General features: G+C 36.5%; 14 protein-coding genes. 2 read left to right on the top strand and 12 right to left on the bottom strand.

The window, feature by feature from the left end:
* Positions 1 to 121: 121 nt before the first annotated feature.
* On the top strand, positions 122 to 1261 hold the full coding sequence (locus ZPR_RS13605) for a PepSY-associated TM helix domain-containing protein (RefSeq protein ID WP_013072285.1): 1140 nt from the start codon (positions 122 to 124) through the stop codon (positions 1259 to 1261).
* Here the strand turns inward: ZPR_RS13605 and ZPR_RS13600 are convergent.
* Together ZPR_RS13600 and ZPR_RS13595 are read right to left on the bottom strand one after the other, a co-directional pair.
* Complete coding sequence (locus tag ZPR_RS13600; protein WP_013072284.1) at positions 1248 to 1604, bottom strand: phage holin family protein; 357 nt, start codon at positions 1602 to 1604, stop codon at positions 1248 to 1250. The genes ZPR_RS13605 and ZPR_RS13600 overlap by 14 nt on opposite strands.
* 74 nt (positions 1605 to 1678) lie before the next feature.
* Positions 1679 to 2308, bottom strand: a complete 630-nt coding sequence (locus ZPR_RS13595) for a SanA/YdcF family protein (protein WP_013072283.1) — start codon at positions 2306 to 2308, stop codon at positions 1679 to 1681.
* Positions 2309 to 2434: 126 nt separating this feature from the next.
* Here ZPR_RS13595 and ZPR_RS13590 point away from each other — a divergent pair, with 126 nt between their 5' ends.
* Entirely contained in the window at positions 2435 to 3067 is a 633-nt protein-coding gene (locus ZPR_RS13590) for an NAD(P)H-dependent oxidoreductase (protein WP_013072282.1), read from the top strand.
* Positions 3068 to 3514: 447 nt separating this feature from the next.
* On the opposite strand, the gene ribB is transcribed toward ZPR_RS13590, so the two are convergent.
* From ribB to nhaC, 10 genes are all read right to left on the bottom strand, one after another.
* A complete protein-coding gene (ribB, locus tag ZPR_RS13585) occupies positions 3515 to 4663 on the bottom strand; it encodes a 3,4-dihydroxy-2-butanone-4-phosphate synthase (RefSeq protein ID WP_013072281.1) in 1149 nt (382 codons plus the stop codon).
* Between the two features lie 35 nt (positions 4664 to 4698).
* Positions 4699 to 6144 (bottom strand): LptF/LptG family permease, encoded by a 1446-nt coding sequence (locus ZPR_RS13580; RefSeq protein WP_049771449.1) that lies wholly within the window; start codon positions 6142 to 6144, stop codon positions 4699 to 4701.
* A gap of 10 nt (positions 6145 to 6154) precedes the next feature.
* The gene (locus ZPR_RS13575) at positions 6155 to 6796 is read right to left on the bottom strand and encodes an outer membrane lipoprotein periplasmic chaperone LolA1 (protein ID WP_013072278.1); all 642 of its coding nucleotides are present in this window, start codon (positions 6794 to 6796) and stop codon (positions 6155 to 6157) included.
* A 15-nt stretch (positions 6797 to 6811) separates the two neighbouring features.
* Complete coding sequence (locus ZPR_RS13570) at positions 6812 to 9229, bottom strand: DNA translocase FtsK (protein ID WP_013072277.1); 2418 nt, start codon at positions 9227 to 9229, stop codon at positions 6812 to 6814.
* Positions 9230 to 9484: 255 nt separating this feature from the next.
* The gene (locus ZPR_RS13565) at positions 9485 to 9853 is read right to left on the bottom strand and encodes a diacylglycerol kinase family protein (protein ID WP_013072275.1); all 369 of its coding nucleotides are present in this window, start codon (positions 9851 to 9853) and stop codon (positions 9485 to 9487) included.
* 1 nt (position 9854) lies between these two features.
* Positions 9855 to 10355 (bottom strand): thiol peroxidase, encoded by a 501-nt coding sequence (gene tpx, locus ZPR_RS13560; protein ID WP_013072274.1) that lies wholly within the window; start codon positions 10353 to 10355, stop codon positions 9855 to 9857.
* A 139-nt stretch (positions 10356 to 10494) separates the two neighbouring features.
* A complete protein-coding gene (locus ZPR_RS13555) occupies positions 10495 to 10746 on the bottom strand; it encodes a DUF6952 family protein (protein ID WP_013072273.1) in 252 nt (83 codons plus the stop codon).
* Positions 10727 to 11041 (bottom strand): thioredoxin family protein, encoded by a 315-nt coding sequence (locus ZPR_RS13550; protein ID WP_013072272.1) that lies wholly within the window; start codon positions 11039 to 11041, stop codon positions 10727 to 10729. Before ZPR_RS13550 ends, ZPR_RS13555 begins: the two co-directional genes overlap by 20 nt.
* 104 nt (positions 11042 to 11145) lie before the next feature.
* Positions 11146 to 11784, bottom strand: a complete 639-nt coding sequence (locus ZPR_RS13545; protein ID WP_013072271.1) for a peroxiredoxin — start codon at positions 11782 to 11784, stop codon at positions 11146 to 11148.
* A 165-nt stretch (positions 11785 to 11949) separates the two neighbouring features.
* Positions 11950 to 13434, bottom strand: coding sequence for a Na+/H+ antiporter NhaC (gene nhaC / locus ZPR_RS13540; RefSeq protein ID WP_013072270.1), 1485 nt, complete (start codon positions 13432 to 13434; stop codon positions 11950 to 11952).
* Between the last annotated feature and the right edge of the window lie 133 nt (positions 13435 to 13567).

The raw sequence follows: 13567 nt of genomic DNA, 5'->3' as shown, positions 1-13567 counted from the left end.
TTTATATCTCGTGGCCGCGCTCCGGGGTTTATTTAAAATTTATTCTAGTTAGTTTGTGTTTAGTCGGATACTTTAAAAGTGTCCGGCTTTCCTTTTTATTACATTTGTTCAAAATTTTGAAATGGCAGGTAAAAACGCTTTTAAAACAATAATTCATCAACTCCATTTGTGGTTAGGATTAACCTCTGGGATTGTTATTTTTATTGTAGCAATTACCGGCTGTATTTTCACTTTTCATGATGAATTAAAAGATGTTTTTTACGATTACCGATTTGTACCCCAGCAGGATTCGGCATTTATAGCCCCTTCTTTTTTACTGAAAAAAGCCAATGATTTTCAGCCAGATTTTGAAGCATCAATGGTGGTTTACAATGGTGGTTCCCGCCCCGCTACAGTAAGTATGACTAAAGATGGGAGTGATTTTTTACTGAATTTTAATCCGTATACTGGTGAATTGATTAAAAAAGTAAACCTGGACACTGAATTCTTTACCATTATTGAAGAATTGCACATGTACTTATTACTTCCACAAGAAATAGGAAAGCAAATAGTGGGCATGGCGACGGTCATTTTTGTGATCTTAGTATTAAGTGGTATTATTCTTTGGTGGCCAAAAAAGGTAAAATACTTAAAACAGCGATTATCGGTAAAATGGAGTGCACGCTGGCGACGAATTAATTACGACTGGCATAATGTTACCGGTTTTTATACCGCAATAATTGCTTTGATTCTAGCCATTACCGGCCTGGCATTTATTTATGAACCGGTACATGATTCTTTTTATTCGGTAGCGAATTTTGGGGAACGACATGAGTCTGACTTTTTTATACCAGCGATAAAAGACCCTGCTGGTAATGAAGAATATCAGCAACATGCAATGGACTTGGCTTTCCAGCAAACCATAGCCTTAAAACCTGAGAGCGGAATGTATTTTGTATGGAAGCAGGATGGAACTTCTCCTATCATTTCCGGAGCTTATCCTAAATCCCTTCACTTTGATCATCAATCTAATTATCAATTTCATCCAAAAACGGGAGAGCTTTTATATCAATCTAATTATCACACCAAAAGTACGGGCTTAAAACTTCAGGAAATGACATACGGGTTGCATAGTGGCCAGTATTTTAGATTGCCCGGGAAAATTATTACTTTTCTAGCTAGTCTTTTTATAGCAGTTTTACCTATTACAGGCTTTTATATCTGGTATGGAAGAAAATTTAAATCACCAAAGAGAAACCCAAAAATTTCTAAAAAAGCATAGCATCGATTATACTTCCAAAAAATGCCAATATTACCGCTAGCCAAAGCGAAGGTAAAAATCCTTCGGTTTTAAAGCCACTGCTTAACTGATCGGCAATTTCAATAATGATGGCATAAGCAACGATTCGAGTCACAAAGCCTAATCCCAGAAAATAAAACATTCCTAAGGTGGCGATATTTAAAACAGCGGTGAATAGCCAGCTTAAAAAGAAGCTTAATACACCAATAAGCAAAGCGACTAAAACAGCAGTTTTAAAACTTTTAAGATGAACTTTATTAAGGAATTTAGCGGCGACCATTAAGATTAGCGCATCGATAAGAATATGAATAATAGCAGATAACATAATGTACTTTTGTAGTTGTTATCTGAAAAATACAAAAACAAGTCTTAAGGCTTATGTATTTAAAAAAAGCTTAACTAAATTTTTTTGTTTAAAACGCGTGGTTTGGTTTGAAAAATAACTTCGAATACGGCTTTGTAATTGGCTAGTTTTTCACGTTTCATTATCTTGGTTTCAATTTTAAATTCCCGTTCTTTAGCTTCAAAACCATAATAATCTAACCCCAAATGTTTGGCGATAAACAAGGCCCGGGGTAAATGAAATTGTTGTGTAATTACGATCGCATCTTTAATATTAAAAACTTTAGAGGCTCTGTACATGCTATCATAGGTGTCGAAACCGGCGTGATCTAAAATTAGTATATCTGATGGTATGCCATTTTCTGTAAGATAATTGGCGATGGCATCAACTTCGTTGTAATCATCGCTGCCGTGATCACCGCTAATTAAAATTTCTTCTACTTTATGGTGCTTTAAAAGATCGATAGCAGTGTCTACCCGATCTTGTAAAATAGGGGAGAGTTTCCCGTCTGAATGAACACTGGCGCCTAATACAATCGCGGTTTTTGCGGAGGGAACCTCATTGATTTCGGCATACATTCGGCTAGCTATATCCTGTTTAATAAAAGCTTCTAATCCAAGAGTAATGAAGATCCCGAGTACAATTAAAATTACGGTATAAAGAATAGATTTTTTAAGAAACCGCATGCATCTTTTTCTTTTTTATTTTAATTTCGAAGATAACCAATAAATTTTGATGGATTAGTTATTTCTATGCATTAACGTTACAATTACTTACTACATTGCTTAAATTAGCAAAAAATTAGAAGAAAAATGAGTAATATAAAAGCTTTGCAATGGCGTTATGCTGTGAAAAAATTTGATGAAAAAAAGATTTTACCAGAGTCTAAGGTGGATATCTTAAAGCAGGCTTTTAATCTAACCGCCACTTCTTATGGATTGCAGCCTATAAGACTTGTTGTGGTGAAAAATAAAGAGTTACAGGAATCTTTAAAGGAAAAAGCAATGAACCAGGTGCAGCTTTCTACGGCTTCGCATGTACTGGTGATATGTATTGAAGATAATGTAGATAAAGAATTTATTCTGAATTATTTTGAGCGCGTAAAGCAAATTCGTGAAACTCCCGATGAGATCTTAGATCCGTTTAAGAATTTTCTGCTAGAAGACTTCGGCAATAAATCGAATGAGGAACTTGCCATTTGGGCTAAAAATCAGGCGTATTTGGTATTAGGAACTTTACTTACCGTATGTGCTACGGAAGAAATCGATGCCTGTCCTATGGAAGGTTTTTTACCGGAAGCCTATGATGAACTTTTAAATCTGAAGGAAAAAAATTTAAAGTCGGTTTTGGTATTGCCCGTAGGTTACAGGGCTAAAGATGATATCTTCTCCAGCTTTAAAAAAGTAAGACGCGCAGAGGAAGATGCGATTATAAATATCTACTAGATTATTCCTGATTTTGATTTTTGCTTGAAGCTTTCACCTTTCACTTGATTAAAGGCCTTCATTATCGTGACTAATGCCCCTTACTTTATTATGAAAACTCTATCAGTTTAGGTATGCCTCATCATCAAAGCAGTGATTTAAATAATCTCTCGTTGAGGGGTTATTTCTCGAGGCTTGTCTCGAAATTGTAAAAAAGGTTTTCCGATTAATACCTCGTGGACTTTACCAGAAGTTTTTGATTATGGTTTTCTTTTATCTAAAAAAACTAGATGTAAATACTTTTATGAAAAGTATATAAAAACCTCATAGAATCTTTTATAGGTACAAAGGTTCCTGTTAGAATCTCATCTACGGATTAATAAATATTTATAAGAACCTGAAACAACTTAGATAGCGATCAGAATCGGTTAAAGAAAATAGACTAGATAGGCTCTTCTATATAAAGAATTAGTAATTTACGTAATCTACGATTTCCAGGCCATAACCAATCATTCCTACACGCTTTGTCTGTTTGGAATTAGAAAGCAGTTTTATTTTATGGATACCGAGATCATGTAATATTTGTGCTCCTATCCCAAAATCTTTATTATCCATAGAAGGTTGGGGTGCTTTTAGTGTACCTTCTTTCTGATTTTCTTTTAATTCTGCCAATCGGCTTAAAAGGCTTAGCGGTTTAGTTGCAGGATTAATAAATACAACAGCACCTTTACCATCTTTATCCAATGCCTTAAACATGCTATCTAATTTTTTATCGGCATCATTCATTAAGGTGTCTAGAATATCATTATTGACCAAAGTAGAATTCATACGAACCAAAACTTCTTCTTCTTTAGTCCACGCACCTTTAGTAAGCGCAATGTGGATTTGATTATTGGTGGTTTGCTTAAAGGCCCTCAATCTAAACTCACCGAATCTGGTCTTAATATCAAAATCTTCTTCTTTTACAATAAGAGAATCATGTTGCATACGATATGCCACCAGATCTTCGATAGAAATAATTTTAAGATTAAATTTTTTGGCAACTTCCATAAGTTGGGGAAGTCTTGCCATGCTACCATCTTCATTTAGGATCTCTACCAAAATTCCGGCTGATTGCAGTCCAGCCAGACGAGCAAGATCTATAGATGCCTCAGTATGCCCTGTTCTTCTTAAAACACCGCCATTTTTAGCCCTTAGTGGGAATATATGTCCAGGCCTTCCTAAATCTTCAGGTTTGGTTTCTTTTTCGGTTAAGGCTTTTATGGTTTTTGCACGATCGTGGGTTGAAATTCCTGTGGTACATCCATGACCAATTAGATCTACAGAAACTGTAAATTGCGTATTATGCAAAACGGTATTATCATCTACCATCAGGTTTAACCCCAATTCTTTAGATCGATCCTCGGTAATCGGGGCACATATTAATCCGCGGCCGTGAGTAGCCATAAAGTTAATCATCTGTGGAGTTACTTTTTCAGCAGCAGCAACAAAATCACCTTCATTTTCGCGATCTTCATCATCTACTACAATAACTACTTTACCAGCTTTGATATCTTCAATAGCCTCTTTAATTGTATTTAACTTAAAGGATTTATGTCCCTCATTAATTCCTGACATTTTGCAGCTTTTTTAGTTTAGCAAAGGTATTTAATCTATTTATCTTTGGGCTTTACCAGTCCTATCTTTTTAAAGAATTTCGAGATCGGTTCTGTTATTATATCAAAAGAAAATAATCCCTGGTCTGTAGTAGCCCTATAGGTAAAATAAATCCCCAACGGTAGCATAATTAGGGTACTAAGCCATGTAGCTATAAACGGACTAATACTGCCATCCTCTGCACTGTTTTTAGCAAAAATCCCTATAAAATGATAACTAAGAAAAATGATAATTGCAATAACCATTGGGAGTCCCATGCCCCCCTTACGGATAATGGCGCCTAAGGGAGCTCCAACAAAAAAGAGTACAATACAGGCTACCGCAAGTACATATTTTTCGTGTAGGGCAATTTCATATTTATTTAAGCGTCTACTACTTTGCTTAAATTCCTGTTTTTTTATAGAAAGGTGAGAAATTGCAGCATTGGTAGTTCTAATCGCATCATCTACAATGCGTTGTGACTGATTGCTGTTGTAGTTATCTAATATAGAATGTTTAAAGCTTTTATACTTATCAGATTCTTCCGGATTGAAATTAATATCTAAAGACTTAACTCCGGTTCTACTATACATAGAAGTTGCAAAAGCTTCTTTACGCTCGTTTAAGGAAACCGAAAAGCTATCTATACTTTTGGTAAGTTCACCAATTCTAAGCATACTTTGTGTCGTATAACTCTCATCGTCCATGTCTACCTGGTTTAATTCGGAGAGGTCGATATTTTTAGTGTACTCCTCAAAATAACTTTTCATAAAAGGTTTATGATCTCGTTTAGAATAGTCACTGGGTTGTACTTCTCGGTAGTAATTTCCATCGGTTAGAACTAAAGACAATACGTTAGAACCTTCGCTACTTACTAATTCTCCTTCTTTGGATTTGATTACAGTATAATCACCACCACGTTCAGTTCCGGTATGAATGATTACATCGTGGAGGTATTGATCGTTATCCCCGCTCTTTTTGTCAACTTTAATATTGATATTTCCAACTTCGTTAAAAACACCTGCGGTAATGGCCATTGCCGGTTTCATTTTAGCAATGTTTTTTCGCAGGTTAATAATTTTGAACTCAGCGGCGGGAATCACATTATTAGCAAAAACAAAGGCGGTAATACTTACCAGTACAATAAAAAGAGTAAGACCGCGCATTGCGCGCTGTAAAGAAATCCCCGAAGATTTCATGGCGGCAAACTCGTAATTTTCGGCAAAACTACCAAAAACCATAATTGAAGTTAGCAATATGGTTAGTGGCAATACCATAGGTACTAACTTTGGAGTAGTATACAAAAGAAATTTTAGAATGATAGAGACATCTAAATCTTTACCCGCAAGTTCACCAATGTATAACCAGATTGCCTGGAGTACAAAAATAAACATCAAAATGATAAAAACGGTAAAGAATGTTTGTAGATAACTTACCAGTATGTACCTGTCTAATATTTTCAAGGATGTATGATTAATCTAATCGATTAATATAATAATTGCTGTATCTGCTTTCGTCAAAAGTAAATAGATTTTGCGCAAGAGACTGATTGGTTTTAAAACTTTTTACTGTAATCGTAATTTTTGTTCCGTTTGGCTGCGTTTGGATAAGATTGTAAATATTCTTAGTCTCTTTATCGATTCCCAGTAGAATATTTTTTACTTCAGCCTCACTGTCTTTCGGGGTTAGCTTTACGTACTGTATCGTTCTCCCATTTACATTTTGAGTGATGTCCCAATCAAAATTATATCCATCCTGATAGAAGGTAAACATTTTGGAAGGGGTGATATTATTTTCATCTTCGGCAACATAATTAGAGATATTGATCTCTTCGTCTTCCGGTATGATGGTGTATACTTTTTTACCATCAAAAAGTTGTGTGGTACCCATAAAATTCAGCACGTATTTATCACCTTTTATGCTGGCATCCCCACGTGTTTCCTGATGAATATTTTCTGAAGTATTCTCCAAAGCATATTTAAAATCGATCACCATATTATCATAACTGCTTACCTTTTTGGAAACTTCATTTAAAAGTTGCTCGGCTTTTTGGGCGTTCTGAGCGTTCATTCCAAGGCTAAAACATGCAAATATTAGAAATACTATTTTTTTCATTTTGCTTTTGATTCTTTATTTAGGTTCTTCATTAAGTAATTGATCTAAAGCTACAAGATCGGTAACTAAAACCTGTCTGGCTTTACTGCCTTCAAAAGGTCCGACAATACCGGCGGCTTCCAGTTGATCTATAATTCTACCGGCCCTGTTGTACCCCAATTTTAGTTTTCGCTGTAGTAATGATGCCGAGCCCTGTTGGGCGGTAACAATAACTTCAGCAGCTTCTCTAAATAGCTTATCTCTGTCGCTCACATCTATATCAAGTCCTGTGCCACTTTCCTCACCTTCGTAAGCTGGCAGCATGTGCGCATCTGGGTAGGCTTTTTGTGATCCAATAAATTCGGTGATCTTATCTACTTCAGGCGTATCTACAAAGGCACATTGTAAACGCTTCATCGAGCTTCCCTGGGTAAAAAGCATATCCCCACGACCAATTAACTGGTCGGCTCCGGGACCATCTAAAATTGTTCTCGAATCGATTTTAGAGGTTACCCTAAAGGCAATTCGTGCCGGGAAGTTTGCTTTGATAATCCCCGTAATAACGTTTACCGAGGGTCGTTGAGTAGCAATAATTAAATGAATTCCTACGGCACGTGCAAGCTGGGCTAAACGGGCTATAGGGGTTTCGACTTCCTTACCGGCGGTCATAATCAAATCGGCAAACTCATCTACGACCAGGATGATATATGGTAAAAATTTATGTCCGTTTTCAGGATTTAACTTTCGGTTTTTAAACTTTACGTTGTATTCCTTGATATTACGAACCATCGCATCTTTAAGTAGTTCGTAACGATCATCCATTTCGATACAAAGCGAGTTCAGTGTGTTGATAACCTTGTTGTTGTCGGTTATAATAGCATCTTCGGTATCGGGTAATTTTGCTAAGTAATGACGCTCAATTTTATTAAAAAGCGTTAATTCTACTTTTTTCGGATCAACCAGTACAAATTTTACTTCTGCCGGATGTTTAGAATAGAGTAGGGAGGTAAGAATCGCATTAAGTCCGACAGATTTACCTTGTCCTGTTGCACCTGCCATAAGCATGTGTGGCATTTTGGCAAGATCTACCACAAAAGTTTCGTTGCTAATGGTTTTTCCCAGTGCCATGGGTAGTTCCATCTCGGCATTTTGAAATTTAGGCGAAGCAATCACAGAACGCATCGATACGATCGTCGAATTTTTATTAGGGACTTCGATACCTATGGTACCTTTTCCGGGAATAGGTGCGATGATTCGTATTCCTAGAGCTGCTAATGAAAGTGCAATATCGTCTTCAAGATTTTTAATTTTTGAAATCCTGATTCCCGCTTCTGGAACAATTTCATATAAAGTTACCGTTGGGCCAACTGTAGCTTTAATTTGAGCAATTTCGATCTTGTAGTTTTTAAGCGTATCTACAATTCTGTTCTTATTTTCCTCAAGCTCTTTTTGGTTAATGGTAATACCACCTCCATAATCCTGTAATAATTCGAGTGTAGGGAATTTATAATTTCCAAGTTCTAAGGTCGGATCGAATTCACCAAAATCACTTACTAATTTTTTACTGAGCTTATCTTCATCTACCTCTTCTTCTTCAGGGGCGGTTTCTACTTCCATGGCAAGCTCTTCAGTTTCCTGTTCTTTTTCTTCCAAAGTAGATGAAGTAGTATTTGTTTTTGCTGAAATGCTGCCAACTTCAGAAAGATTATTTTCAAAATCAATTTCAGGAGCCGTATCGTCGGTCGATAAAGTTTTTTCTTCTTTTGTAATACTCTGTTTTTTCCAATCCTGCTCTTCGTCTGTGGTATTAGCGGTCATTTTTTGGGCAGAAGCTTCTTTGGCTGCTTTAAATTCAGCATTGATATCTTCCTTTTTCGTTTGTACAAATGTACCTATCATTTCCGGCGTAATTTTTAATCGCAATGCGACGTAAGCGATGAAAAGGAAAAAAAGCAGTAGCACCGTACCAAAAAATCCCAGGTAATCCTGAAGAAAATCGTTCATCTCAAAACCTATGGTGCCTCCCAAAATAGAATGTTTGGTAAAAAAGCCAAGTACTATAGATAGCCATATCATCACCAAAATTCCCCAAAACCAAAATGATGTTAGTTTTTTAGAGGGCATCCCAAAGAATAAATAAATACCAGAAAGGGTGATTAACACGGCAATAGAAAACGAAGCTACCCCAAATCCCTGGTAAATAAAGAAATCGCTAATTAAAGCACCAAATTTACTTAACCAGTTTTTGGCCTCTACACTGCGATCGCTAAATTCTTGTAGGGTACTTTGATCGGCTTGCCAGTTAAACAAAAAGGAGACAAAAGCCACGATTAGGGCCAATCCAAAAAGCATAAGAAAACTACCCAGGACCACTTTTTGGTGCCGGTTAAGTCTTAACGAAAATTTCTTTGAATTTTTAGCGGTTTTCTTAGTTCTGGTTTTCTTTTTGGCCATGCGTGGTTTTTCGGAATTTTCGGCAAAAATACAAATTAGCCCCTTCTAAAATAAAGAAAATAAAATTCAATTTTAAAACGGGTCTTTTTTTAAGAAAAACGCTGAAAAGGAGGCTTTATTTTCCCGATAGTTAAGATGCTGGGTGATTAAATTTATCGCAAGCTTTTTTATAGAAAAATTCCTGAATTGAAGGATTTTTTAAAATTTGCCAGTGTTAAGATTGTTTTAGAATACCATAATTTTAACCTGAAAATTTTATAAAGCCTGAATATATGGGATGTAAATAATGCATCCGATAATAATGGCTATAAAAGCCGCAATACATACGGCACCTGCGGCAACATCTTTTATATGACCTATTTTTTGATGAAAATCTGGATGGACAAAATCAGCAATGGCTTCTATAGCTGTATTTAGTCCTTCGGCACTCATCACCATTCCAACAGCGATGCACTGAAACATCCATTCGGTTTTTGTAATATTAAAGTAAAACCCGGCAACAGTGACAACCAAAGAAATGGCAAATTGTACCTGTATGCTGGGTTCATTTTTTATAAGCAGCCAAGCGCCTTTTAAGGCATAGCCACCACCACGAATACGTTTCCCAAGGAAACTATCTTTCATTTTATAAAAGCGTTTTTAACGCAGCAAGATAATTTGGTTCTTCAGCGATATCCGGCACTTGCTGAGTATGGATAACATTTAAATTTTCATCCAGAACGATTACTACCCGTGAAAGTAAACCTTCAAGGGGACCGGTGATCATTTCAACACCGTAGTCTTTCCCAAACTCACGTTCTTTAAAGTCAGACAAGTTAATAACATTTTTTAAACCTTCATCATTTACGAACCTTTTTTGTGCGAATGGTAAATCTCTCGAGATGCAAAGTACTACCGTATTATCTAATTCGGTAGCCCTCTCGTTAAAATTTCGTACGGATGTTGCACAAACTCCGGTATCAATACTCGGGAAAATATTAAGGATAACTCTTTTTCCTTTAAAATCTTCTAGTTTGGCTTTAGACAGGTCGGTTTTTATAAGATCAAAATGTGGTGCTTTTTCACCAATCGCAGGCAGATCTCCGTAAGTAATCACTCTTTCGCCTTTAAACGATATTTCAGACATAGCAATAAATTTGGTTAAGAATTAGTCCAGCTAAATTTAGACTATTTGGGATGGAGTGATACTAAAATTATCTTAAAACAAAAATCGGGTTCATTGAATTAACAATTAACCCGATTTTCATCTTTTCTATAGTAAAATTTTACTGATCTATTGATCCTAAAACTTTTTTCACAAAAGCATTGGCGGCATCTGTATTTTTCATTCCTTCTTCGCTTACCATTCTATGAACTTCTATAGCACCACAAATATTAGTGATTAATTCACCAATAACGTCCATTTCTTCCTCAGAAACCGATCTGTGCTCGGTAAAGCTTTCCAGAACATCTACAGTTGCCTGAAGCTTATCTGCTTCGTTATTTTTTTGCAGGTGTTTAATTACTGGTAACTTCATTTACTAAGTCTTTTAGAACGTCAAACTTATTTGTTTGAACCTGATTTACAAATTCTCCATTTTTAAACGTGGCAAAGGTTGGTAGGTTATTTACATTAGCCAGTTTTCTACTCTCCGGATACTTCTCCGCATCGACTAAAATAAATTCTACGTTCTCATTTTCACCCGACAATTTTTTAAATTTAGGTTTCATAAGTCGGCAGTTACCACACCAGCCAGCCATATACTGTACCACTACAGTTTCGTTACTGGAAACAATTTCATTTAAATTATCTTGATCTAATGTCTTCATCATAGCAATTTTTTTCCCTGTTAGGGTATGAATTCCTCGGGATAAAATCCCGAGGATAATTTATCAGCTCATCTCAAAAACTTGAGCTTACTAGGCTTTAAAACTTTTTAGTTTAAGCTAAGGTAATCAGCAACGCCTTTTCTATCGGCTTTCATTGCATCTTTACCTTCTTCCCAGTTTGCAGGACAAACCTCACCGTTTTTTTGTACATGTGTATAAGCGTCAATCAATCTTAAGAATTCCTGTACATTACGGCCTAATGGCATATGATTCACGCCTTCGTGGAATACAGTTCCTTCTTCGTCGATAAGGTAAGTTGCCCTATAAGTAACATTGTCACCTTCTAGAGTGATATCTCCGGTTTCTTCATCGTAAGATTCTCCAGTAATATCAAGAATTCCTAAACGAGAACTTAAATTACGGTTAGAATCTGCTAATATTGGGTACGTAACTCCTTCGATACCTCCATCATCTTTCGGAGTATTTAGCCATGCAAAGTGAACTTCAGGAGTGTCACAAGATGCACCAATTACCATTACATTTCTTTTTTCAAACTCTTCTAATGCAGCTTGGAAAGCGTGTAATTCTGTTGGGCAAACAAAAGTAAAATCTTTTGGGTACCAAAATAATAATACTTTCTTATTGTTTTTTTGAGCTTCTTCTAATACATTTAATTTGAATGTATCTCCTAAATCGTTCATTGCGTTAACACTTAGATTTGGAAATTTTTTACCTACAATAGACATATGTTGTTGTTTTTGGGTTCTACTTTCTTTTCTTAATTCTAGTGCAAATATAACCCAAGAGAGCAGAGTCACCACAGGAATTAAATTCTTAATTTTTATACTGTGATAGAATTTGACTATTACGAAAGAATAACGCTATAGGGTTCTTCTATTTTCTTTTGAAAACTATGCGGTACGTGTCTCGGGAGACCCCAGTTCCTTAATTTTTATTCGGAAAGCAGCAAATAATAAAGTCATAAACGGACTCAAATAATTGAAAAAGCAATAGCCAACATAAGAAAGTACCGGAACGCCCAGCACTCCGCTATGATAAGCACCACAAGTATTCCATGGGATGAGTACTGAAGTAACCGTACCTGAATCTTCTAAGGTTCTACTCAGGTTTTCTGGAGCAAGGCCCTTATCTTTATAGGCTTTGGCAAACATTTTTCCGGGAACCACTATGGCCAGGTATTGGTCTGATGCTGTAACGTTAAGAGCAAGACAGCTTATCACTGTACTGGCAAAAAGTCCAAATACACTATCAAAGAGGTTTAGCAGTGCTTTGCTTATTCTGGCTAAAGCCCCAATGGCATCCATGATCCCGCCAAAAACCATAGCACATATAATTAACCAGATAGTTCCCAGCATTCCTGCCATTCCGCTAGAAGCAAAAAGATCGTTTAAAGCGGCAGACTGTGTTTCTATAGCAGTGTCTACTGTTATGGCATCCATAATTCCGCGGTAAGCGCTAACAAAGGTAAGTTCATCGCTTCCGCTAATTTCGAGTACGATGTTTGGTTGAAAAATTAAAGCGGCTACAGCTCCTAAAAGAGTGCCAACTAATAAAGCGATTAATGGTGAGGTTTTTCTAACAATTAGAAAAATTACCAGGGCAGGCACTACAAACAACCATGGTGTGATATTGAATGATGCATCTATGGCATTTAAAATGGCGGAAGTATCTGTAGAACCAGTGGTATCTAAATTAAGACCAATAATCACAAAGATGATCAATGTGACAACGATTGTCGGTACAGTGGTAATTGCCATATATCTAATATGAGTAAAAAGATCTGTTCCTGCCATCGCAGGTGCAAGATTGGTGGTATCACTCAATGGAGACATTTTATCACCAAAATAAGCTCCGGAGAGAATGGCACCGGCCGTCATTCCTAACGGAATACCCAGAGCATCAGCAATTCCTACAAGAGCAATACCTACGGTTGCTGAAGTGGTCCAGCTACTGCCTGTAGCTACAGAAATCACAGAACAGATAATTACCGTAGCAGCAAGGAATATAGTAGGATTTAGAATTTGCAACCCGTAGTAAATCATAGTCGGAATAATTCCGCTGATAAGCCAGGTACCTGCTAAAGCCCCAACCATTAATAAGATTAAAATTGCTCCTGCCGTACTTTGGATGTTTTTAGCTACTTCGTCGATCATGCTATCAAACTTTACCTTATTAAAGTACCCTACAATCGCCGCTACAGCGCCCCCCAAAAGCAAAATAAATTGATTAGAACCACTTAAAGCCTCATCTCCATATACCACGAGAACATTAAATCCAAGCATGATGATAAGCGCAAATACGGGTATTAATGCAGCCCAAATACTTAGCTCTTTTTTGGTGACGTTTTCTTCAGCGTGGGGAGTATGGTTTTCCATTCAGTTTTAGCGGTTTATATCTAAAAGCTATGATTCGGTAGTCCGAAGATGTTTTTAGAAATTATAAAAGTTTAGCTTAGATTAAATTTTCGATTGTAATGTTACGATTTTAGATAAAAGTATGCAAGGTTTA

It is taken from the genome of Zunongwangia profunda SM-A87 (assembly GCF_000023465.1).
Taxonomy (GTDB): Bacteria; Bacteroidota; Bacteroidia; order Flavobacteriales; family Flavobacteriaceae; genus Zunongwangia; species Zunongwangia profunda.
The sequence above is the reverse complement of the archived record's forward strand: the minus strand, read 5'-3'. Positions and strand labels throughout refer to the sequence as shown.

Coding starts and splice junctions, on each gene's coding strand:
- ZPR_RS13605 (WP_013072285.1), top strand. CDS start 122: ATGGCAGGTAAAAACGCTTTTAAAACAATAATTCATCAACTCCATTTG.
- ZPR_RS13600 (WP_013072284.1), bottom strand. CDS start 1,604: ATGTTATCTGCTATTATTCATATTCTTATCGATGCGCTAATCTTAATG.
- ZPR_RS13595 (WP_013072283.1), bottom strand. CDS start 2,308: ATGCGGTTTCTTAAAAAATCTATTCTTTATACCGTAATTTTAATTGTA.
- ZPR_RS13590 (WP_013072282.1), top strand. CDS start 2,435: ATGAGTAATATAAAAGCTTTGCAATGGCGTTATGCTGTGAAAAAATTT.
- ribB (WP_013072281.1), bottom strand. CDS start 4,663: ATGTCAGGAATTAATGAGGGACATAAATCCTTTAAGTTAAATACAATT.
- ZPR_RS13575 (WP_013072278.1), bottom strand. CDS start 6,796: ATGAAAAAAATAGTATTTCTAATATTTGCATGTTTTAGCCTTGGAATG.
- ZPR_RS13570 (WP_013072277.1), bottom strand. CDS start 9,229: ATGGCCAAAAAGAAAACCAGAACTAAGAAAACCGCTAAAAATTCAAAG.
- ZPR_RS13565 (WP_013072275.1), bottom strand. CDS start 9,853: ATGAAAGATAGTTTCCTTGGGAAACGTATTCGTGGTGGTGGCTATGCC.
- tpx (WP_013072274.1), bottom strand. CDS start 10,355: ATGTCTGAAATATCGTTTAAAGGCGAAAGAGTGATTACTTACGGAGAT.
- ZPR_RS13555 (WP_013072273.1), bottom strand. CDS start 10,746: ATGAAGTTACCAGTAATTAAACACCTGCAAAAAAATAACGAAGCAGAT.
- ZPR_RS13550 (WP_013072272.1), bottom strand. CDS start 11,041: ATGATGAAGACATTAGATCAAGATAATTTAAATGAAATTGTTTCCAGT.
- ZPR_RS13545 (WP_013072271.1), bottom strand. CDS start 11,784: ATGTCTATTGTAGGTAAAAAATTTCCAAATCTAAGTGTTAACGCAATG.
- nhaC (WP_013072270.1), bottom strand. CDS start 13,434: ATGGAAAACCATACTCCCCACGCTGAAGAAAACGTCACCAAAAAAGAG.